Consider the following 22145-nt stretch of genomic DNA (forward strand, 5'->3'; position numbering starts at 1 on the left):
TGCCGTGCCACCCCCGCATGGGGTCAGAACCCTGTTCCGAAGGAAAAGGGTTCTGACCCCGATCTGCGATAATCCCGGGGTGAGCACCGAACCTGACACCCTCGCCGCGGTCGAGACCGACACCGCGCCCCTGCAGCTGCTGCACCTGGATGAACGCCTGGCCGTGGTCAACAAGCCTGCCGGACTGATGGTCCACGACAGCAAGCTGGCCCGTGGCGAAGACGATTTCCTGGCCGACCGCCTGCGCGGGCAGCTGGGCCGCCCGATCTTCCTGGTCCACCGGCTGGACCGCGCCACCAGCGGTTGCCTGCTGCTGGCCTTCGACCGCGATACCGCCAGCGTGCTGGGCAAGGCGCTGATGGGCGGCGAGGTGCTGAAGGACTACCTGACCGTCTGCCGCGGCTGGCCGGCCGAACTGTCCTGGCGGGTCGACCACGACCTCGACGGTGGCCCCGGCAAGCCGGTGAAGAAGCCGGCGATCACCGACTTCCAGCGCCTGGCGACCGGCGAGCTGTCGGTGCCGGTCGGCGAGTTCACCAGCTCGCGTTACGCACTGCTGCGCTGCCAGCCGCAGACCGGGCGCTTCCGGCAGATCCGCCGGCATCTCAAGCACCTGTCGCATCACATGATCGGCGACACCAGCCACGGTGATGGCCGCCACAACCGCATCTTCCGCATGCAGGGCGTGCACCGCATGCTGCTGCACGCCGAGCGCCTGCGTTTCCCGCATCCCGATGGTGGCATGGTGGATGTACGTGCGCCGCTGGACCGCGAGTTCCAGAAGGCGCTGGACCTGTTCGGCTGGCACCAGGACGTGTAGAGCCGAGCCCACGCTCGGCTGCGCTTCACGGCGCTGCGCGCCGCCGCCCGAGCATGGGCTCGGGCGCTACGGAAATCCCGGTCACTTCTTTTCCGGCTCGTTGACGATCGCTTCCAGGTCCTTCTGCAGGTCCGCGAACAGCGGCTGCATGCGCGCCTGGATCGCTACCATCACGTTCTGCATCAGCGCCGGGGTCTTGTCCAGCAGGCTCTGGCCGGCCGCGCTCTCGTAGAACTCGGCCATCGCCAGCACGTCTTCCTTGCTGAAGGTCTTCTTGTACAGGTCCACGTACATCGGCCGCAGCTGCTGCCACGACAGGGCCTGGCGCAGGGTCTGGCTGGTCCGTGCCTGGATCCGTTTCAGCTGTTCCTGCTGCTGGGCGTTGAGCTGGCGCTGGGCGGCCACCTGCTGGAACTGCTGCTGCTGCATCGCTTCGATCTGCGGCAGCATGGTGTCGATCATGCTCTGCGCGCGCGAGGCCGAGAGCAGGCGGTTGATGTCGCCGTCGGTCGGCGGTGCGGCCAGGGCGGGGACGCTGGCCACGGCCAGCGCCAGCAGCAGGGCGGCGCGGCGCAGCAGGGACGGCAGGGCGGGTGCGGAGCGGGTCATGCGAAGCTTCCTGCGGTACATGGGATGGCCAGCATACCCGCAGCCAAGGCGAAGGCGGCGTGTTCGGTACCTGATCGGCGGCATACGGCGCGCGATGCGCACTCCGACACGTGGCTGCCGCTACAATGCGCGGATGGGCAGTGGACCGGTCACCATCAGCGCGCAGCTTGAAATCCCCGACGGCGAGATCGTCGAGCGGTTCGTGCGTGCCAGCGGTGCCGGTGGCCAGAACGTCAACAAGGTCTCCACCGCGGTGGAACTGCGTTTCGATGTGGCCAACTCGCCCTCGTTGCCCGACCCGTTGCGCGAGCGCCTGCTGGCGCGGCGTGACCGGCGCATGACCGGCGAAGGCGTGCTGGTCATCGACGCGCAACGTTTCCGCACCCAGGATCGCAATCGCGAGGATGCGCGCGAGCGGCTGGCGGCCTTCATCCAGGCCGGGCTGAGCGTGCCCAAACCGCGCAAGGCCACCAAGCCGACCCTCGGGTCGAAACTGCGTCGTCTGGACGCCAAACGCGGGCGCGCGCAGATCAAGCGCGGGCGCTCATCACGTGACTGGGAGTGATTGCTTGAACAAGCCGACTTCGTTGCTGCCGGCCGTGCCGCCGCAGATGCCGCAGGTCAAACCCAACGCCTTCCTGCGCTGGCTGGCGCGCTGCACCCTGCGCATGGGCGGCTGGAAGGTGACCGGCACCCTGCCTGACATTCCGCGGCTGGTCTTCATCATCGCCCCGCACTCGTCCAACTGGGACGGCCTGTGGGGCATGGCGGCCAAGATCGCGCTGGGCATGAAGGTGAAGGTGCTGGGCAAGGCCTCGCTGTTCTGGTGGCCGCTGGGGCCGCTGCTGCACAAGCTGGGCGTGATCCCGCTGGACCGCAGCTCGCCGCAGGGCACGGTAGGCCAGGCGGTGGACCTGCTGCGCAACAACGAGAAGATGTGGTTCGCCATCACCCCCGAGGGCACCCGCAAGGCGGTGAAGGACTGGAAGGCCGGCTTCCTGAAGATCGCCCGGATGGCCGACGTGCCGATCCTGGCCGCCTATTTCCATTACCCGGAAAAGACCATCGGCATCGGCCCGCTGTTCCAGCCGACCGGCGATGACGCCGCCGACATGGCCGCCATCCGCGAGTTCTACCGCCCGTGGATCGGCAAGACCCGCGGCACGGTCTGAGCCGGTCGCAGGCCGCCGCATAGACGCCACGTCCGGCACATGCCGGGCGAGCGCGACAGGAGTAGGGTGGAGGGCTGGTATTCCATACCGTCTGCCCAAGGAGCGTTTTACATGTCGCGTACCGTAGTCCTGGCCGCCGCCATCAGCCTGGCGCTGGCGGCCTGTTCCGGCAAGGAGTCCACCCCCGTGTCCGATGCCCAGAAAGCCCCGGCCCAGCAGCCGGCCGAAGCCTCCACCAATCCGCTGTTGAGCGCCAGCACGCTGCCGTTCCAGGCGCCGCAGTTCGACAAGATCAAGGACAGCGACTACCTGCCGGCGTTCGAAGAAGGCATGCGCCAGCACCTGGCCGACGTGCGCAAGATCGCCGACAGCAGCGAGCCGGCCACCTTCGACAACACCATCGTGGCGATGGAGCGCAGCGGCGAGACCCTGAACCGCGTGTCGCGCATCTTCTTCGGCCTGGTCCAGGCCGATACCAACGATGCGCGCCAGAAGATCCAGGAAGAGGTGGCGCCGAAGCTGGCTGCGCACCAGGACGAGATCAACCTCGATCCGAAGCTGTTCGCGCGCGTGAAGTCGATCTATGACCAGCGCGACACGCTGGAACTGGATCCGGTGCAGAAGCGCCTGGTCGAGCATTACTACGATGGCCTGGTGCGCGCTGGCGCGCAGCTGTCCGACGCCGACAAGGCCTCGCTGCGCAAGCTCAACGTGGAAGAGACCACCCTCTCCACCCAGTTCCACACCCGCCTGGTAGCGGCCACTGCTGCAGCCGCCGTCGTCGTTGACGACAAGGCCAAGCTGGCCGGCCTGGACGAGGACGCGATCAACAACGCGGCGGCCGCCGCCAAGGATCGCAAGCTGGATGGCAAGTTCCTGCTGCCGCTGCAGAACACCACCCAGCAGCCGGTGCTCGGTTCGCTGAGCGATCGCGACCAGCGTGCCGCCGTGCTGAAGGCTTCGGAAACCCGCGCCGAGCGCGGCGATGCCAACGACACCCGGCAGACCGTGCAGCGCCTGGCCCAGCTGCGTGCCCAGAAGGCCAAGCTGCTTGGCTTCGACACCTTCGCCGACTACCAGCTGGGCGACCAGATGGCCAAGACTCCGGCTGCCGCGCTCAAGCTGCTGACCGACACCGTGCCGGCCGCTACTGCCAAGGCCCGTGCCGAAGCCGGCGAGATCCAGAAGGTGATCGACGCGCAGAAGGGCGGCTTCCAGGTCGCCGCCTCGGACTGGGACTTCTACGCCGAGCAGGTGCGCAAGGCCAAGTACGATCTGGACGAATCGCAGGTCAAGCCGTACTTCGAACTGGACAACGTGCTGCAGAACGGCGTCTTCTACGCCGCCACCCAGCTGTACGGCATCACCTTCAAGCCGCGTACCGACATTCCGACCTACAACCCGGACATGAAGGTGTACGAAGTGTTCGACAAGGACGGCACCTCGCTGGCCCTGTTCTACACCGACTACTTCAAGCGTGACAGCAAGTCCGGTGGCGCCTGGATGGACGTGTTCGTCGAACAGGACGGCCTGACCGGTGCCAAGCCGGTGGTCTACAACGTCTGCAACTTCACCAAGCCGGCCGCCGGCCAGCCTGCGCTGATCAGCTTCGACGACGTCACCACCATGTTCCATGAGTTCGGCCACGCACTGCATGGCATGTTCTCCAACGTGAAGTACCCGTCGATCGCCGGCACCGCCACCTCGCGCGATTTCGTCGAGTTCCCCTCGCAGTTCAACGAGCACTGGGCACTGGACCCGAAGGTGTTCGCCAACTACGCCAAGCACTACAAGACCGGCGAGGCGATGCCGCAGGAACTGGTCGACAAGATCCTCAAGGCACGCAGCTTCAACCAGGGCTATGCGACCACCGAGTACCTGTCGGCCGCACTGCTGGACCTGGCCTGGCACACGCAGAAGGCCGACGCGCCGCTGCAGGATGTCGGCGCCTTTGAAGCCAGCGCGCTGAAGAAGTTCAAGGTCGACCTGCCGCAGGTGCCGCCGCGTTACCGCACCACCTACTTCGACCACATCTGGGGTGGCGGTTACTCGGCCGGCTACTACGCCTACTTCTGGGCCGAAGTGCTGGATCATGACGCCTACCAGTGGTTCACCGAACACGGTGGCCTGACCGCCGCCAACGGCCAGGAATTCCGCGACAAGATCCTCTCGCGCGGCAACAGCGTGGAGCTGTCGACCCTGTACCGTGATTTCCGCGGCAAGGACCCGTCGGTGGAACCGCTGCTGAAGTTCCGCGGGCTGAAGTAAGAAACAGAAAACGGCGGGGGAAACCCCGCCGTTCTTCTTTGTGTAGAGCCGAGCCATGCTCGGCTGGTTTTTCCTGGAAATGCAGCCGAGCATGGGCTCGGCTCCACACCAGCGGTTTACGTCCCCACGTGCACCCGATTGGCCTGCTCGGCCAGCCCCAGGTGATCCAGCGCGATGTCCAGCGCCAGCACATAGCTCTGCGCGCCATACCCGGCAGCAATGCCCAGTCGCTGGCCGACACCGGCCGGCAGGCACGGTTCGGCCACGGCACCGTCGTCATGTACTTCCACGTAGGCGTTGTGCAGGTAGGGCAGCAATCGCTGCAGGCGCAGGCTGTTGGCACACGCACCTGGATCGAGCAGCGTCACCTCGCCGCGACTGTGGTCGGCCACGCGCAGTGCATCCAGCAGTTCCTGTTCCGAACCACAGGCACGGATCGCCACGCTGGTGCCGGCGTCGATCGCACGATGCACCAGCGACTTCAGCACCGGCGCCGGTAGCGGCATGGCGGTACGGATCAACGCACCGGCGGCTTCCGGGCCACGGATGATGAAGATCGACATGGCTCAGCCCTCCTGCGCCAGGCGGCGACCGACGATGGCCAGCGACAGCGGATAGCCGGCCTGCTGGCTGCGCTGGTCGATCACCACTGCGGCGGGGCCATGCTGCAGGCGCAGGCGCGCATCCAGGCCAAGCTCGCTGGGCGACTGCAGCTCGATGTACTGCGCCGGCAGACGTTCCAGCGCCGCCTGCAACGCACCGCCCTCGGCCTGCCATTGCGCTTCGTCGGCCACGCCGACATCCAGCAGTACCCAGTCGGCTGAACGCGCCTGCGGCTGGCACAGGCACTGGCGTACTTCGGACAGGCTGGCGCAGTCGCTGCACAGCACGCGATGGCCGGCCAGCTGCGCCGGCAATTGCGGGCGTGGCGCCGACGAAGATGCGTGGCGGATCACCAGGAGGGTCATACAACACCTTGCGGAATGCGCCCTGCGGCGCGGTGGGCACACGATGCGCGCGGCAGCCGTAAAGGTGCGATGCCCGGAGCCGGCCCCACGCGTAAAACCTGCGTAACCCTTCCTGTAGAGCCGAGCCTACGCTCGGCTGGCGTGCGCCGACGCTCGAAGAGCAGCCGAGCGCGGGCTCGGCTCTACAACAAGCCGGCGCGGGAACCTCTCCCCCCATGTGTGGTCTGATGCATCTACCACCTACCTGGAGCCTGCGATGGATGCTGTTGCCCGCCCTCCCTTTTCCGAACGAGCGCTGGCCTGGCTGAAGAAGGAGGCGTTGCCGCTGCTGGTGATGCTCGGCCTGTTGGCCGCCGCCCGCGATACCCTGGCCAACCACTACGTGGTGCCCAGCGGCTCGATGCAGCCGACCCTGCAGCCCGGTGACCGGGTGGTGGTGGACATGCGTGCCTACGGCCTGCGCCTGCCGTTCACCAACAAGGAACTGATGTCCACCGGCACGCCGCAGCGCGGCGAAGTGGCGGTGTTCGATTCGCCGGCCGATGGCACCCGGTTGATCAAGCGCGTGGCGGCGGTGGCGGGGGACCACGTGCAGATGCGCGAGGGACACCTGAGCATCAACGGCCAGCCGCTGCAGATGGCCGACCTGCAGGACGTGGAAGCCTTCGGTGAGCGTCGCGCCCACCTCGACCTGGACATGGGCGGTGGTCCGGACATCGCCGATCTGGTGGTGCCGGCCGGGAAGGTGCTGGTGCTGGGCGACCACCGCGGCAACAGCTTCGATGGCCGCTTCTTCGGCTTCGTCGACGCCGACAAGGTCTACGGCCGGGCGGTGGCGGTGTACTACCGCCGTGGCGACGGCTTCGAGTGGCAGCGCCTGTAAGCTGAATTGATACTTTTCGCGTATCAATCCTGACCTATCAGGTTATGGATCGACTGGATGGGCGGGCCTAGTCTAGGCCCGTTCCCTCCCACGCCCGGCCGTCCCCACCGGCCCATCGATCCCATGACTGGCGAAACTGCGGCGGCCGTCGAACGCCGCCCCCGCACTGCCGATTCCGGCGCCGAGACCCGCATCCAGCAGGGCACGCCGGCCTTCCGCCGCACCGCGTTGGCGCTGTTCCTGGCTGGCTTCTCCACCTTCGGCCTGCTGTACACGGTGCAGCCGCTGCTGCCCGAGTTCAGCCGCCACTTCGGCGTGTCCGCCGCCGGTAGTGCGATGTCGCTGTCGCTGACCACTGGCACGTTGGCGGTGGCGATGCTGCTGGCCGGCCTGTTGTCCGATGCGATCGGGCGCCGCCCGTTGATGATCGCCGCGCTGTTGGCCTCGGCCATGCTGTCGCTGAGCACGGCGCTGGTGGACGACTGGACCACGCTGCTGGTGCTGCGCACCCTGCTCGGCCTGGCGCTGAGCGGCGTACCGGCGGTGGCGATGACCTATCTGGTCGAGGAAATGGACAGCCGCGCGCTGGGCCTGGCGATGGGCCTGTACATCGGCGGCAACGCCATCGGTGGCATGAGCGGGCGCCTGCTGGCCGGCATCATCGCCGACCACTGGGGCTGGCGCTGGGGTATCGGCGTGGTCTCGATCATCGCCATCGCCAGCACCGTGCTGCTGTGGCTGCAGCTGCCGCCTTCGCGCCATTTCAGCGCGCGACGCGATGGCCTGCGCCAGTTGCCATCGCGCTGGCGCACGCTGTTCGCCGACCCGGGCCTGCCGTGGCTGTTCGCCACCTCGTTCGTGCTGATGGGCGTGTTCGTCACCCTCTACAACTACCTCGGGTATCACCTGCTGGCGCCGCCCTACCACCTCAGCCAGACCGTGGTCGGGCTCATCTTCAGCGTCTATCTGGTGGGCACCTTCAGTTCGGCGTGGATGGGCCAGCAGGCCACGCGCTACGGCCGCGGCCGCATCCTGTCGATCTCGTTCGCGCTGATCGGCGCCGGCATCGCGCTGCTGGCGATGCCGTGGCTGAGCACGATGGCGCTGGGTATCGCGCTGGTGACGTTCGGCTTCTTCGGTGGCCACTCGGTCGCCAGCAGCTGGGTCGGCAGCCGCGCCGGTGCGATGCGCGCCGAAGCGTCGGCGCTGTACCTGTTTGCCTACTACCTGGGGTCCAGCGTGCTGGGCGGCGTGGGTGGGCTGGCCTATGCCGCCTGGGACTGGCTTGGCGTCTGTGCGTTCGCCGCCGTGTTGACCCTGATCGGTGGTGGCATCGTCTGGGCGCTGCAGCAGCGTGCGCCGCAGCCGGTTACGGCCTGATCCTGTGGAGTTGCGCTTGCCTTGGTAGAGTCGACTGCTCTTCCGTCAGACCGCAAAAGCCCCGCGCTGCGCGCGCTAGTCGACTAACAGTCGACTCTACCGGCGAACGCCCCGCGCAGCAGCGTGGCGAAATTGCGGATCAACGGCGTCACTCGCTCGCGATGCCAGGCCAGCTGCACTTCCGATAGCACCGACGCCTGCCGAGGTAGAGTCGACTGTCAGTCGACTGCTCTTCGATCAGATCGCGAAAACCCCGCGCTGCGCACGGTAGTCGACTAACAGTCGACTCTACCGGCGAACGCCCCGCGCAGCAGTGTGGCGAAATTGCGGATCAACGGCGTTATCCGTTCGCGATGCCACGCCAGCTGCACTTCCGATGGTAGTGGCGCCTGCCGAGGTAGAGTCGACTGTCAGTCGACTGCTCTTCGATCAGATCGCGAAAACCCCGCGCTGCGCGCGTTAGTCGACTAACAGTCGACTCTACCGGCGAACGCCCCGCGCAGCAGTGTGGCGAAATTGCGGATCAACGGCGTTACCCGCTCGAGATGCCAGGCCAGCTGCACCTCCGATGGTGGTGACGCCTGCCGAGGTAGAGTCGACTGTCAGTCGACTGCTCTTCGATCAGACCGCGAAAACCCCGCGCTGCGCGCGATAGTCGACTAACAGTCGACTCTACCGGCGAACGCCCCGCGCAGCAGCGTGGCGAAATTGCGGATCAACGGCGTCACCCGCTCGCGGTGCCACGCCAGCTGCACTTCCGATAGCACCGACGCCTGCCGAGGTAGAGTCGACTGTTAGTCGACTGCTCTTCGATCAGGTCGCGAAAACCCCGCGCTGCGCGCGTTAGTCGACTAACAGTCGACTCTACCGGCGAACGCCCCGCGCAGCAGCGTGGCGAGATTGCGGATCAACGGCGTTATCCGTTCGCGATGCCAGGCAAGCCGCACTTCCGATAGCACCGACGCCTGCCGAGGTAGAGTCGACTGTCAGTCGACTGCTCTTCCATCAGACCGCAAAAGCCCCGCGCTGCGCGCGATAGTCGACTAACAGTCGACTCTACCGGCGAACGCCCCGCGCAGCAGGGTGGCGAAATTGCGGATCAACGGCGTCACCCCTTCGCGACGCCACGCCAGCTGCACTTCCGAATGTGCGCCGGCGTCGGCCAGCGCCACGAAGCGCGCGCCTTCCACGCGGATGTGATCGCACGACGACGGCAGGATCGCCGCACCCAGGCCCGCGGCGGCCAGACTGATCAGCGTCGAGGCTTCACCCGCCTCCTGCACGATGCGCGGTGTGAATCCGGCAGCCGCGCACAACGCGATCATATGGTCGTGGATACCCGCACCGGCACTGCGGCGGAACGCCACGAACGGCTCCTGCGCGAAGTCGCGCAGCGACAGCGTGCCCTGCTTCGACAGTCTGCGCAGGGCAGGATGGTCGGCATGCACGATCAGCGCCAGCGGATCGACGAACAGGCTGTGTGCCACCAGTTCCGCCGGCAGCGCGCGCTTGCGGATGATGCCGACGTCCAGTGAACCGTCGAGCAGCGCGTCGATCTGCTGCAGCGTGTTCATCTCGCTCAGCTGCAAGCGCACCTGCGGATACTGCTGGCGGTAATGCAGGATCGAACGCGGAATCTGCGGCGACAGCGGCGTGGCGCGGGTCAGGCCAATGTGCAGTTCGCCCTGCTCACCGCGCTGCGCACGCTGCACCTCGTCCACCGCGGTTTCCACCTGCTGCACGATGGCGCGTGCACGTTCCTGCAGCAGCTCGCCCGCAGGCGTCAGCTGCACGCGGCGATGGCTTCGTACGAACAGGCGCGCACCTATCAGGTCTTCCAGCTGGCGGATCTGCTGGCTGAGCGGCGGTTGCGACATCCCCAGCCGCTCGGCCGCCTGGCCGAAGTGCAGCGTATCGGCGACGGCAAGGAAGTAACGCAGGTGGCGGAGTTCGATCGGCATGGGGCCAGTCTATTCATCGCCAGCCGTAAATGGGTCGGAAGTGGGGTCAGATCCCGTTGCGCAGCGGCGGGCTCTGACCCCGGTAGATCGAAGGCATCCACGCATGGCGTGGATCTACTGTGTCGACCAAGGTCGACACCCACCCAGAGCAGGCCATGTCATCCAGACAGACTGCGCAAAACTGTCGAAGGCGGGGTGGGTCCGGTTGTGGGGGTGTCCGCGGCATGGATGCCGCGGCCAAGCCCCCAAGGACGGGTTTACGGCGTCCCCCGCCACCGGACCCACCCCGCCATCACACGGATAGCTTGCTGTTGCTGTTGCTTCGGCTGTTGCTCTGGCCTTTGCAGGTGCAGGGCGCAGCCCTGCCGAACACCCCTCACCGCTCCGAATGCCCGCTCTGGTCGTAATCGCGCGGGCTGAACAACTCCGGCTGGATCAGCTCGATGAATGCCCGCGCCTGCGCCGACAACGCCTTGCCGCGCCGCACGATCACCCCGTAGCTGCGTTCCGGGAACCAGCGCTTCATCGACCGCGCCGCCAGCCGCTCGCGGTCGGCCTCGTTCAGGCACAGCGCCGGCACGATGGAAATGCCCATGCCCATCGCCACGTATTGCTTGATCACCTCCCAGCCGCCGACCTCCAGCGCCACCGTGTAGGCGATGCGATGGCGCTGGAAGACCTGGTCGACCAGCCGGTAAGTGATCTGCCGCTTCGGCGGCAGCACCAGCGGGTAGCGCGCAATGTCGGCCAGCTCCAGCTCGCCGCCACTGGCCAGCGGATGATCGTGCGGCGCGATCAGCACCTGCTCGAAGCGGTACGCCGGGGCGTAGCTGAGATCGGCCGGTACGTCGGTCATCGAGCCGATCGCCAGGTCGGCGGCATCCTCGCGCAGCAGGTCGGTGCCGTCGGCGCTGATCGCGTTGTGCAGGGTCAGGCGCACGTCCGGGTGGTGCAGGCGGAAGCGTTCGACGATCTTCGGCAGCAGGTACAGGATGGTGGAACTGTTGGCGGCGATGTTCAGTTCGCCCGCGTCCAGGCCGCGCACCTTGTCGCGGAAACGCGCCTCCAGCCCATCCAGGTTCTCCACCAGTGGCTGCGCCATTTCATACAACAGCTGGCCCTCACGGCTGGGCACCAGGCGTCGCCCACTGCGCTCGAACAGGGGCACCCCCAACTCACGCTCCAACGCCTGCAACTGCAGGCTGATGGCCGGCTGGCTGACGAACAGCGCCTCAGCAGCCCGTGAGACCGAACCCAGGCGCACCGTCTGGCAGAACGCGCGCAGCGGCTTCAACCGGTCGGATTTGTAGGAAAAACGCGGACTTGGCGAGGGGCGCGTGGTCATGGCGTCACAAGTATTAGCACAATTTATGTAGAGCATTGCAAAAACTGTTTTGCCAAATACTCAGTCCCAGCGGCACCGTGGAGACGTTCCCCCATCGCTGGAGTCGCCCCATGTCCGCCGTCGCTTCCGCTGTTCCCACCCCTGCCAGCAAGGCTACCCCCGGCATCGCCCTGGCGACCCGTGTGGCCGGCCAGGACACCGTGCTGCCGGCGCCGCTGCTGGCCCTGCTGGTGTCGCTGCACCGTGCGGTGGAACCGGGCCGGCAGGCACGGCTGCAGGCCCGCCGCGAGCGCCAGGCGTTCTTCGACCAGGGCGGCCTGCCGGATTTCCGCGAAGACACTGCCGCCATCCGCAGCGGCGACTGGACCGTCGCGCCGCTGCCGGCCGCGCTGCAGGATCGCCGCGTCGAGATCACCGGCCCGACCGACCCGAAGATGGTCATCAACGCGCTGAACTCGGGCGCCAAGGTGTTCATGGCCGACTTCGAGGATTCGACCTCGCCGACCTGGCGCAACCTGCTGGCGGGTCAGCAGTCGCTGGCGGCGGCGGTGCGCGGTGATCTGGAGTACACCGCACCCAATGGCAAGCACTACCGCCTGCGCCCCTACGACGAGCAGGCGGTGCTGATCGTGCGCCCGCGCGGCTGGCACCTGGACGAAAAGCACGTGGCCATTGACGGCCAGCCGCTGGCCGGTGGCCTGTTCGACGCGGCGGTGTTCGCCTTCCACAACGCCCGCACCCTGCAGGGCAATGACCGCGGCCCGTACTTCTACCTGCCCAAGCTGCAGAGCATGGAAGAGGCCGCGCTGTGGGAGACCGCGCTGTCGCACATCGAAGGCATGCTCGGCCTGCCGCACGGCCAGATCAAGGTGACCGTGCTGATCGAAACACTGCCGGCGGTGTTCGAGATGGACGAGATCCTGCACGCGCTGCGTGACCGCATCGTCGGCCTGAACTGCGGGCGCTGGGATTACATCTTCTCGTACCTGAAGACCTTCCGCCGCCACGCCGACCGCGTGCTGCCCGAGCGCGGTCAGGTGACCATGACACAGCCGTTCCTGAAGGCCTATTCGGAGCTGCTGATCCAGACCTGCCATCGCCGGGGCGCGCATGCGATGGGCGGCATGGCCGCGCAGATCCCGATCAACAACGATGCCGCCGCCAACGAGCAGGCGATGGCCCGCGTGCGCGCCGACAAGCTGCGCGAAGTCACCGCCGGCCATGACGGTACCTGGGTCGCGCACCCGGCGCTGATTCCGGTGGCGATGGCGATCTTCGACGAACATATGCCCGGTGCGAACCAGCACAGCGTGCTGCGCCAGGATGTGCGCGTCGGCCGCGATGAGCTGATCGCGCGTCCGCCGGGCACCATCACCCGCGCCGGTTTCGAAGGCAACGTGGAAGTCTGCGTGCGCTATCTGGCGGCGTGGCTGGATGGCAACGGCTGCGTGCCGATCCATCACCTGATGGAGGACGCGGCCACCGCCGAGATCAGCCGCAGCCAGCTGTGGCAGTGGCTGCATACGCCGGGCCAGCAACTGGACGATGGCACCGCGATCGACCTGGCCCTGCTGGATTCCACGCTGGCGCAGCTGCCGGCGCGGCTGGGCGATACCGCCGCGCTGCCCGGTGGCGCCCGCATCGGCGAAGCCATCGCCCTGCTGGCCGAACTGAGCCGCAGCAACGAATTGACCGATTTCCTGACTCTGCCGGCCTACGCGCGCATCGACTGACCGACTGCCCGCAATCCCGCCGTTTCCCTCCCCGCTGCACGCACGAACCGAACTGGAGAAAGACATGAGCAAGCTGCCCACTGCCGAACAGATCCAGCACGACTGGGACACCAACCCGCGCTGGGAAGGCATCCAGCGCAACTACAGCGCCGCTGACGTGGTGCGCCTGCGCGGCACCGTCCACATCGAGCATTCGCTGGCCCGCCTGGGCGCGGAGAAGCTGTGGGCATCGCTGCATGAGCGCGAGTTCGTCAACGCGCTGGGTGCCCTGACCGGCAACCAGGCCATGCAGCAGGTCAAGGCCGGGCTGAAGGCGATCTACCTGTCCGGCTGGCAGGTGGCGGCCGACGCCAACCTGGCCGGCCAGATGTATCCGGACCAGTCGCTGTACCCGGCTGATTCGGTGCCGGCGGTGGTCAAGCGCATCAACAACACGCTGCTGCGCGCCGACCAGCTGCACCACGCCGAAGGCAAGGATGACATCGACTTCCTGCAGCCGATCGTGGCCGACGCCGAAGCCGGTTTCGGCGGCGTGCTCAACGCGTTCGAGCTGATGAAGGCGATGATCGAGGCTGGCGCCGCCGGCGTGCACTTCGAGGACCAGCTGGCCTCGGTGAAGAAGTGCGGCCACATGGGCGGCAAGGTGCTGGTGCCGACCCGAGAGGCGATCGAGAAGCTCAACGCCGCGCGCCTGGCTGCCGACGTGCTGGGCGTGCCGACCCTGCTGGTGGCGCGTACCGACGCCGAAGCCGCCGACCTGCTGACCAGCGACATCGACGGCAACGACAAGCCGTTCGCCACCGGCGAACGCACCGTGGAAGGCTTCTACAAGACCCGCAATGGCCTGGACCAGGCGATCAGCCGCGGCCTGGCCTACGCGCCCTATGCCGACCTGGTGTGGTGCGAGACCGGCAAGCCGGACCTGGAGTTCGCCCGCAAGTTCGCCGAGGCGATCCATGCGAAGTTCCCCGGCAAGCTGCTTGCCTACAACTGCTCGCCCAGCTTCAACTGGAAGAAGAACCTGGACGACGCAACGATCGCGAAGTTCCAGCGCGAGCTGGGCAGCTACGGCTACAAGTTCCAGTTCATCACCCTGGCCGGCTTCCACGCGCTGAACTACGGCATGTTCAACCTGGCCCACGGCTATGCACGCCGCCAGATGAGCGCGTTCGTGGAACTGCAGGAGGCCGAGTTCGAAGCGGCCGAGCGTGGCTTCACTGCGGTCAAGCACCAGCGCGAGGTCGGCACCGGCTACTTCGATGCCGTGACCCAGGCGATCCAGCAGGGCCAGTCCTCGACCACCGCACTGACCGGCTCCACCGAGGAAGAGCAGTTCCACGGCGGCCGCAGCGAACGCGCTGCCTGAGCGGGTAGTGCCGGCCACTGGCCGGCAACCCGTAGATGTTCCCGAGGTCCAGGTGGTTGCCGGCCAGCGGCCGGCACTACCGGGCCTCAGAGCGATCAGGGTGGCCAGGGAAGGGCCAGACAACGCCGGCCGGTCGGGGGACCTGCCGGCGTTGTTGTATCGATGGAAACGCGATGAACGCATGCAGCGTCAATCCGGCGCACCCCACAGCCCGGCAACTTGGCCGAAACCCTGTGAAGGTGGCCATCAGATTGATCCGGAACGACTTTTCCCTGGACCGTGGCGGGCAGAACGGCCACCGCGCGCCTTCACATCGGGAAAGCGGACCACAAGGCTCAAAATGAGATAGGGCGCACATTTTAAAGCGGTGCTATGCTCCGCGGCTCACCAGGGGACGCTGGCGGCGGGTGCAGGGAATGACCGGCAGGGGTGCGGCCGAGAACAGTGATGTGACGTCAGGTATCGCCCGGGTGGCGATGGCCGAGATCGTGCATGCGCTGCTGTCCGATGCCGAGGTCGCATTGTTCGCCAGATTTGCCCGTCCATGCAAGCTTCATGCCGGACAGTGGCTGTTCCAGCGCGGGCATCGTGGCGAGCGCATGTACGTGATCCTGGAAGGCCAGATCGAACTGGACTTCGGCGAGGACCTGGTGATCAAGACCCTCGGGCAGCAGGAGTTCTTCGGTGAGCTGGGCCTGCTGGTGGGTGATCACCCGCGCAGCGCCAGTGCGCGCGCCCTGGTGGACTGCGAGGTGCTTGAGCTGGGGCCCGCCGACTTCCATCGCCTGGTCGAATCCGATCCGGGCCTGGTCGCCTACTTCCTGCGCCGCACGATCATGCGCGTGCTGACCAACGAACAGGCCCTGATCAGCCAGCTGCGCCGGCGCAACCATGACCTGGAAACCGCGCTGGACAACCTGTACATCACCACCCACCAGCTGACCCACACCCGTGAGCTGGTGCGTACCGATGAACTGACCGGACTGCACAACCGCCGTGGCCTCACCCTGTACCTGCAGGAATGCCGCGCAGATGGCAGTGGGCTGCCGCAGGCGCTGCTGCTGATCGACTGCGACCGCTTCAAGCAGATCAATGACCGCCATGGCCACCAGGCCGGCGATCGCGTGCTGCAGAGCATGGGCAACATCCTGCGCTCGATGGCCGGCGAGCAGGACCTGGCCTGCCGGCTCGGCGGTGACGAGTTCTGCCTGATCCTGCGTCGTGGCAACCACGAGATCGTGCAGCACGCGGCCGAGTTCATCCTCAGCGCGGTACACGGCCTGCTCGAACGCAGCCACGGCACGCCGCACGTCAGCCTGGTCAGCATCGGCGCCAGCCTGCTGGACCCGGATGCGGGCTGGAGCGAGTGGTACGCCAGCGCGGACCGTGCGCTGTACCAGGCCAAGCGTGATGGTGGCAACTGCCTGCGTTGGGCAGACGCAGTGGACTCACCCTAGATCGGGAGACAGAGGCGATGAATGGCGACAACGGAACGTCGGCGCCGCACAACCAGCAACTGCGCGCCCTGCTGTTCACCGACCTGTGTGACTCGCTGCTGCTGGTCGAACGCATCGGCGATGTCGCTGCCGCCGAACTGTTCCAGGAACACGACCGGCTGGTGCTGGCGTTGCAGCAGCGCTGGAACGGCCAGCTGATCGATCGCTCCGACGGGTTGTTCATGCTGTTCGAGCGCCCGATCGACGCGCTTGGCTTCGCATTGGATTACCAGCGTGGGCTGCAGCCGCTGGGGCAGAGGCACGAGATCCATCTGCAGGCGCGGGCCGGTCTGCATGTGGGCGATGTGCTCACCTGGGAGAACAGCGCCGAGGCAGTGCGCGCTGGCGCCAAGGCGATTGAAGTCGAAGGCCTGGCCAAGCCGACGGCGGCGCGCTTGATGCAGTTGGCACGGCCGGGCCAGATCCTGCTTTCGGCGGTGGCCGAATCCATCGTGCGTCGCTCCAGTGGGTCGCTGGGCGCGATGGCTGAAGGCCTGCAATGGCGATCATTCGGGCGCTGGCGCTTCAAGGGCGTGAGCCAGCCTGCCGAAGTCTACGGCGTGCAGGCGGCGGGCATGCCCACGCCGGGGCGGCTGCGGCACACGGCCAAGGCCCGGCGTGATCTTCCGTTGTGGCGCCGTCCACTGGCGATGGCGGCGCAGGCTGCTGTGCTGCTGGCCGCAGTGCTTGGCGTCTGGTTGCTGACCCGGCCACAGCCGGCAATCGCGTTCGCTGAACGCGATTGGGTGGTGCTCGGTGGGCTGCATAACCTCACCGGCAATCGCCTGCTTGATGACGCCCTGGACCAGGCGTTCCGGATCAGTCTCGAGCAGTCCCGCTACGTCAACGTCGTCAGTGACGATCGCGTCGGCCGCACCCTTGAGATGATGCGGAAACCGCTGGATGGCGGCGTCCGCGAACGCGGCGATGCCGCCGCTGTTGCGGTACGCACGGGCGCCCGCCTGGTGTTCGTGCCATCGGCTACCGATATCGGCGGCCGCACCCGCTTCAGCGTGGAGGTGGTCGAGCCGTCGACGCTGCGCACCCTGGCCGTGGTATCCGCCGATGCGAAGGCGGGTGCGGTACTGGCGGCGGTGGACGATGTTTCGCGCCAGCTGCGCGATCGCCTGGGCGAAGAGCCCGCATTGATCCAGCGCGACAGCCAATCCCTGCCGGAGGTGACCACGGGCAGCATGGATGCGCTGCGTGCGTTTGCCTTGGGCCAGAAGCGCTACAGCCGCGGAGATTTCAACGGCGCGATGGCGTTCTTCGGGCAGGCGATCCAGGTCGATCCTGAGTTCGCCCTGGCATGGCTGGGCCAAGCCCGCTGTCGCTTCGCCATGATGAACTACCACGATGCCAAGCGTCTGCTGGAAGAGGCCGACCGTCGATCAGGACACCTTACGCCACGCGAGCGTCTGTATGTGCAGAACTGGGCGCTGCAGATCGGTGATCCGGATCGTGCCACCGATGGCTGGGCGCGCATGGCAGAGCTGTATCCGGATTACATGCCTGCAAGCTACAACGCCGGCCTGAATCTTTTCCACGAGAACCGCCTTGCCGAGGCCTTGGCGCTTTCCAAGCGCGTTGCACAAAGCAGGGTCGAGCTGCCTGAGATCGCGCAGGACCAGTACGGCCGCGCCTTGCTGGCCAGCGAGCGCTACGCAGAGGCTGACATCGCGTTCAGCCGTGCCGCCAGCAATGGTTGGGAAGGTGCATTGATGCGCCAGGCAACGGTGGCGGCAGCGCGTGCCGAGTTCGAGAAGGCCAATGCGTTGCTTGGGCGGATCGACCCAAACAACTTCCATGCTGGTAATTTCGCCACCACGATTGCGCTTGACCAAGGCGATGTCGAGGGCGCCATCAAGCTCGCCGAACAGGGGAGGATGCTTGCCGCGCGGCGCCAGGGCATGGATCGGTACAACTTCGACATGCCCCTGGCAGTCGCCTACATGATGGCCGGCAGAAAGTCGAAAGCCTTGATGGTGGCGCGCGCGTCCGCGACGGCGCCGTTCGCAGAGCTGAGCGGCGAACCGGCGGTGGAGGTAGTGGATCGTCTGGTTGCAGCACATGCGGCAGCCTTGCTGGCGCTGAGACTGGGCGATGCCGCACCGGCCAGGGCGGTCCAGGCCCGGATGAAGGCGCTTCAGGATCTTCCTGACAGCAGTGTGTTGCGCCAGTACGTCACCCTGTTGGCCGGGCGGATGATGCAGCATGAGGGCCAGCCCCAAGCCGGGCTGGACCTGCTCGTACCGCTGCTGAAGAAGCAGCCACGCCTGCAGGTACGGCTGGCGGTGCGTGACCTGGCGCTGGAGGCAGGGCTGAAGGATGTTGCCCAGGAGCAGACGCGCTGGCTACGTGATCGCCCCGGATTTGCATACGCGGAAGCGCAATGCAGCTTCTGCCTGCAGGCACTGAATGTAGTGGATGTGAGGAGGCTCATGGCGGCGCCGGCAAGTGAGGCTGCCGACACCGTGGCCTCGGTGCCTCAGCGCAGCGTGCGCGGCGAGCCGTAACCGTCCTCAAGCATCGGCACGGAGTAGCCGGTACCACTGGTCAGCATGGCGATGATCTGGTCTTCGGCCTGTGCGATGACGTCCTTCTCCGCCAGGCAGATGTTCTTGCAGCAATCCTGGACGAACTGCTGAAGATCAGCCGGGTCGGATGGAACGTGTCCAGCCAGCAGTATCGCGGCGGCCGTGTCGGTGGCGAAGAGCTGGCGGAAGGTGTCATCGGTGGCGAGGCGCTGAACCAGCGTCCTGGCGACCGGCAGCGAGAGCGTCAACGTGGGCATTGTGTCCTGCATCCATGGAGTGTCGAGGGGCAGTAGTGATGTCGGCCTGGCAAACCGGTTCTTGAGAGAGTAGAGCGGAAGATGTAAAGGAATCGGGCCGCGGTTCGATAACGTGGATTCACGATGAAGGAAGGCTGATCCGATGGATGTCAGGCGCTGCGCGATCGTAGTGGTACAGCCCACCGAGCAGATCCGGTTTGAGCTTGAAGGCCTGCTGCGCGGTGGTGATGGCCTGGTGCGCACGCTTGCCTGGGAGGCACTCGCCCCTCACCTGGATGCGCCGGTGGTGCTGGACGCCACGGCACAGGCACTGCTGGGAAGCCTGAGCCCAAGTGCATGGACCACGCTTGAGGCAGAGAAGGCCTGTTCACCTGCGATGGACCTGCTGATTGCCAGTGGCCTGGTGCTGACCCGCGGACAGGATGACGATGTTGCCGCTCGTGATGAGCGGCTGCGTGCAACGCATTGGCACCCGCTGGCTGCGGTCATGCATGCCTTCTCACGCTGGGAGGATGTTGACGCCGTTCGCAACATGCGTGAATCACAGATCGAAACAGCCTCGCAGATGCGCAGGACGTTGGGAGCGCCCCCACCGCACGCTGCCGCTGCCGAAGCAGGGTTGGTACCACTGCCGCCTCAGCAGTCCAACGATTTCGACGCACTGCTGGCACGGCGCGTCACCTGCCGGAACTTCGATGTCACCCGACCACTGCCACTGCCCCTGCTGAGCCAGATGCTGCAGCGGGCATTCGGCAGCAGCAGCTGCCAGCGAGAAGGCGATGATCTGGTGTTCCTGAAGAAGAACGTACCCTCAGGCGGCGGACTGCATCCTGTCGAAGCCTACGTGCTGGTGCGCAATGTCAATGGACTTGCTGCCGGCATGTATCTCTATCGAGCGCAGGGCCACGGACTGATGCCGATTGATTGCCCCGTGGCCATCGATCGCGACTTCGTGATGTCCATGGTCGGGCAGCAGCACTGGTTTGCGGATGCGCATGTGCTGGTGATCCTGGCCCCGCGTTTCAACAGGACGTACTGGAAGTATCGTCAGCATGGGAAAAGCTATCGGGTTGTCGCGATGGAGGCGGGACATCTATCGCAGACGCTGTATCTGGCGGCCACGGATGCCGGCCTGGGAGCATTCATTACTGCGGCGATCAACGAAAAGCCGATCGAACGAGCCCTGGGCCTGGACACGATCAATGAGGGGGTGCTCGCGGTCTGCGGTTTCGGATGGCGTGCATCACGGATGACGACCAGCGAGCTGGACCCGGCAGGCGTGATCTGGAACCTTGAAGACCGCGCGGGCTGACCCCGCGCGGCCTCTGCCACATCACGCCGCTTCGAAGTCCACCAGCACCGCGCCATCACCCACCTGGTCGCCGGCCTTGGCGCGGTAGCCCTTCACCGTACCGTCGGCCGGTGCCTGCAGGGTGTGCTCCATCTTCATCGCTTCCAGCACCACCAGGGGTGTGCCGCGCTTGACCTCGGTACCGGCGGCGACCAGCGTGGCAACGATCTTGCCCGGCATCGGCGCCAGCAGGCTGCCGGCATCGGCCACGGCGTGGTCCGACTCGCCCACCGGATCATGCAGGGTGAAGCGGTGCTGGCCGTCGGCGCCGAACAGGTACAGCTGGTCGCCTTCGCGCAGCAGCTGCAGAGTCCAGCGGCGCTGGCCCAGCTGTGCCGCCAGGCTCTGTGCATCGGCCCTGCCGATCACCTGCACCGGTGCTGCGTCGTCGCACTGCACGCGCCAGCCATCGGCCTGCGGCCACACCTTCAGCGTGTGCCGGCGCTCGCCCTGCTGCAGCGGCAGCACGCGCGGGGCGGATGCGCCGAGGCGCCAGCCGTCCTGTGCCTGCCATGGCGAATGCGGGTCGCGGGCATCGGTGATGGCTCCTGCGGTGCTGGTCACGGCAGCCACCGCCGCCAGCAGCCACAGTGCATCGTCGCTGTCGCCCACGCGACTCAACGCCGCCTGTTCGCGTTCGATCAGCGCGGTGTCCAGCTTCGCATTGGCGAACGAATCGGTGTTCACCAGGCGACGCAGGAAACCGGCATTGGTGGTCACGCCCACCACCTGGCAGTCGGCCAGGGCCTGGCTCATGCGGCGCAGCGCGGCCTCGCGGTCCACGTCCCAGACGATCAGCTTGGCGATCATCGGGTCGTAGTACGGGGTGATGCTGTCGCCTTCCTCCACGCCGGTATCCACGCGCACGTTCGCCGAGGGCGTCGGCAGGCGCAGGCGGCGCAGGGTGCCGGTGGAGGGCAGGAAGCCGCGGTCGGCATCTTCGGCATACAGGCGTGCTTCGATGGCATGGCCGTGGATGGCCAGCTGTTCCTGGCGCAGCGGCATCGGCTGGCCACCGGCCACGCGCAGCTGCCATTCCACCAGGTCGGTGCCCGTGATGAACTCGGTGACCGGATGTTCCACCTGCAGGCGGGTATTCATTTCCATGAAGTAGAAATCGCCGTCCGGGCCGGCAATGAACTCCACCGTGCCTGCCCCGACGTAGCCCACCGCGCGCGCGGCATCGACCGCGGCCTTGCCCATCGCTGCACGGCGCTCGGCGCTCATGCCCGGTGCCGGGGCTTCTTCCAGCACCTTCTGGTGGCGGCGCTGCACCGAGCAGTCGCGCTCGAACAGGTAGACCGCATCACCGTGGGAATCGCCGAACACCTGGATCTCGATGTGGCGCGGGCGCTCGACGTACTTTTCCACCAGCACGTGGTCGTTGCCGAAGGCCGAGGCCGCCTCGCGCTGGCAGCTGGCCAGTGCATCGACGAAGTCCTCGCTGCGCTCGACCTTGCGCATGCCCTTGCCGCCGCCGCCAGCGCTGGCCTTGATCAGCACCGGGTAACCGATGGCATCGGCCTGCGCGCGCAGGAAGTCCGGTGCCTGCTGGTCGCCGTGGTAGCCCGGGGTCAGCGGCACGCCGGCCTTGGCCATCAGCGCCTTGGCCGCGCTCTTGTCACCCATCGCGCGGATGGCGCTGGCCGGCGGGCCGATGAAGGTGATGCCGGCGGCGGCGCAGGCGTCGGCGAAGTCGGCATTCTCGGACAGGAAGCCGTAGCCGGGGTGGATGGCCTGCGCGCCGGTCGCGCGTGCGGCATCGAGCAGGGCATCGCCGCGCAGGTAACTCTCACGCGCGGCGGCCGGGCCGATGTGGATGGCTTCGTCGGCCAGGCGCACGTGGCGCGCGTTGCGGTCGGCATCGGAGTACACCGCCACGGTGGCGATGCCGAGGCGGCGGCAGGTGGCGATGACGCGACAGGCGATTTCGCCGCGGTTGGCGATCAGGACTTTGGTGAACATGGCAACGGGCTTCATGGGAGCGTGCTCGGTCATG

The 22145-nt window shown here is 66.7% G+C and carries 18 protein-coding genes and 2 pseudogenes; 11 read left to right on the forward strand and 9 right to left on the reverse strand.

What is annotated here, in order from left to right:
- The first annotated feature begins 79 nt into the window (after positions 1–79).
- Positions 80–820 carry a pseudouridine synthase gene (locus tag AC5P88_RS10720; RefSeq protein WP_106548761.1) on the forward strand — a complete coding sequence of 247 codons (741 nt, stop codon included), beginning with the start codon at positions 80–82 and terminating at the stop codon, positions 818–820.
- Positions 821–901: 81 nt separating this feature from the next.
- Here the strand turns inward: AC5P88_RS10720 and AC5P88_RS10725 are convergent, their stop codons facing one another.
- Entirely contained in the window at positions 902–1429 is a 528-nt protein-coding gene (locus AC5P88_RS10725) for a DUF2059 domain-containing protein (protein WP_005407643.1), read from the reverse strand.
- Positions 1430–1562: 133 nt separating this feature from the next.
- On the opposite strand from AC5P88_RS10725, the gene arfB reads away from it, so the two are divergent.
- The 3 genes from arfB to dcp all read left to right on the forward strand — a co-directional run bounded on the left by arfB (position 1563) and on the right by dcp (position 4869).
- Positions 1563–1994 (forward strand): alternative ribosome rescue aminoacyl-tRNA hydrolase ArfB, encoded by a 432-nt coding sequence (gene arfB / locus AC5P88_RS10730; protein WP_049429794.1) that lies wholly within the window; start codon positions 1563–1565, stop codon positions 1992–1994.
- Between the two features lie 46 nt (positions 1995–2040).
- Entirely contained in the window at positions 2041–2601 is a 561-nt protein-coding gene (locus AC5P88_RS10735) for a lysophospholipid acyltransferase family protein (protein WP_249337006.1), read from the forward strand.
- A 111-nt stretch (positions 2602–2712) separates the two neighbouring features.
- On the forward strand, positions 2713–4869 hold the full coding sequence (gene dcp / locus AC5P88_RS10740; protein ID WP_295571258.1) for a peptidyl-dipeptidase Dcp: 2157 nt from the start codon (positions 2713–2715) through the stop codon (positions 4867–4869).
- A gap of 116 nt (positions 4870–4985) precedes the next feature.
- Here the strand turns inward: dcp and AC5P88_RS10745 are convergent, their stop codons facing one another.
- Entirely contained in the window at positions 4986–5432 is a 447-nt protein-coding gene (locus AC5P88_RS10745) for a 3-dehydroquinate dehydratase (RefSeq protein WP_004153636.1), read from the reverse strand.
- A 3-nt stretch (positions 5433–5435) separates the two neighbouring features.
- Positions 5436–5837 carry a hypothetical protein gene (locus AC5P88_RS10750; protein WP_049429790.1) on the reverse strand — a complete coding sequence of 134 codons (402 nt, stop codon included), beginning with the start codon at positions 5835–5837 and terminating at the stop codon, positions 5436–5438.
- A 256-nt stretch (positions 5838–6093) separates the two neighbouring features.
- Between AC5P88_RS10750 and lepB the strand changes: the two genes are divergently transcribed.
- A complete protein-coding gene (lepB, locus tag AC5P88_RS10755) occupies positions 6094–6720 on the forward strand; it encodes a signal peptidase I (RefSeq protein WP_495225011.1) in 627 nt (208 codons plus the stop codon).
- Positions 6721–6843: 123 nt separating this feature from the next.
- Complete coding sequence (locus AC5P88_RS10760; protein ID WP_495225012.1) at positions 6844–8100, forward strand: MFS transporter; 1257 nt, start codon at positions 6844–6846, stop codon at positions 8098–8100.
- An 83-nt stretch (positions 8101–8183) separates the two neighbouring features.
- On the opposite strand, the pseudogene AC5P88_RS10765 reads toward AC5P88_RS10760, so the two are convergent.
- The 4 genes and pseudogenes from AC5P88_RS10765 to AC5P88_RS10780 form a co-directional block, all read right to left on the reverse strand.
- Positions 8184–8297: pseudogene (locus AC5P88_RS10765) on the reverse strand (LysR family transcriptional regulator); the annotation flags it as partial.
- 462 nt (positions 8298–8759) lie between these two features.
- Positions 8760–8873: pseudogene (locus tag AC5P88_RS10770) on the reverse strand (LysR family transcriptional regulator); the annotation flags it as partial.
- A 270-nt stretch (positions 8874–9143) separates the two neighbouring features.
- Positions 9144–10061, reverse strand: a complete 918-nt coding sequence (locus AC5P88_RS10775) for a LysR family transcriptional regulator (RefSeq protein ID WP_164146538.1) — start codon at positions 10059–10061, stop codon at positions 9144–9146.
- A 376-nt stretch (positions 10062–10437) separates the two neighbouring features.
- Positions 10438–11406 carry a LysR family transcriptional regulator gene (locus AC5P88_RS10780; RefSeq protein ID WP_024956234.1) on the reverse strand — a complete coding sequence of 323 codons (969 nt, stop codon included), beginning with the start codon at positions 11404–11406 and terminating at the stop codon, positions 10438–10440.
- A 110-nt stretch (positions 11407–11516) separates the two neighbouring features.
- Between AC5P88_RS10780 and aceB the strand changes: the two genes are divergently transcribed.
- The 4 genes from aceB (at position 11517) to AC5P88_RS10800 (ending at position 18517) form a co-directional block, all read left to right on the forward strand.
- Entirely contained in the window at positions 11517–13139 is a 1623-nt protein-coding gene (gene aceB / locus AC5P88_RS10785) for a malate synthase A (RefSeq protein WP_495225013.1), read from the forward strand.
- 64 nt (positions 13140–13203) lie between these two features.
- Positions 13204–14505 carry an isocitrate lyase gene (aceA, locus tag AC5P88_RS10790; protein WP_004153647.1) on the forward strand — a complete coding sequence of 434 codons (1302 nt, stop codon included), beginning with the start codon at positions 13204–13206 and terminating at the stop codon, positions 14503–14505.
- A gap of 416 nt (positions 14506–14921) precedes the next feature.
- Positions 14922–15962, forward strand: coding sequence for a GGDEF domain-containing protein (locus tag AC5P88_RS10795; protein ID WP_106548768.1), 1041 nt, complete (start codon positions 14922–14924; stop codon positions 15960–15962).
- Between the two features lie 17 nt (positions 15963–15979).
- A complete protein-coding gene (locus AC5P88_RS10800) occupies positions 15980–18517 on the forward strand; it encodes a putative peptide modification system cyclase (RefSeq protein ID WP_106548769.1) in 2538 nt (845 codons plus the stop codon).
- On the opposite strand, the gene AC5P88_RS10805 is transcribed toward AC5P88_RS10800, so the two are convergent.
- Positions 18490–18795, reverse strand: a complete 306-nt coding sequence (locus AC5P88_RS10805) for an NHLP-related RiPP peptide (RefSeq protein WP_106548770.1) — start codon at positions 18793–18795, stop codon at positions 18490–18492. The two genes, AC5P88_RS10800 and AC5P88_RS10805, sit on opposite strands and share 28 nt — an antisense overlap.
- Before the next feature lie 142 nt (positions 18796–18937).
- On the opposite strand from AC5P88_RS10805, the gene AC5P88_RS10810 reads away from it, so the two are divergent.
- Entirely contained in the window at positions 18938–20107 is a 1170-nt protein-coding gene (locus AC5P88_RS10810; RefSeq protein ID WP_106548771.1) for a putative peptide maturation dehydrogenase, read from the forward strand.
- Between the two features lie 21 nt (positions 20108–20128).
- Here AC5P88_RS10810 and AC5P88_RS10815 read toward each other — a convergent pair whose 3' ends face one another.
- On the reverse strand, positions 20129–22144 hold the full coding sequence (locus tag AC5P88_RS10815) for an acetyl/propionyl/methylcrotonyl-CoA carboxylase subunit alpha (RefSeq protein WP_495225014.1): 2016 nt from the start codon (positions 22142–22144) through the stop codon (positions 20129–20131).
- Between the last annotated feature and the right edge of the window lies 1 nt (position 22145).

It is taken from the genome of Stenotrophomonas sp. YJH_SMC_8, from assembly GCF_059371315.1.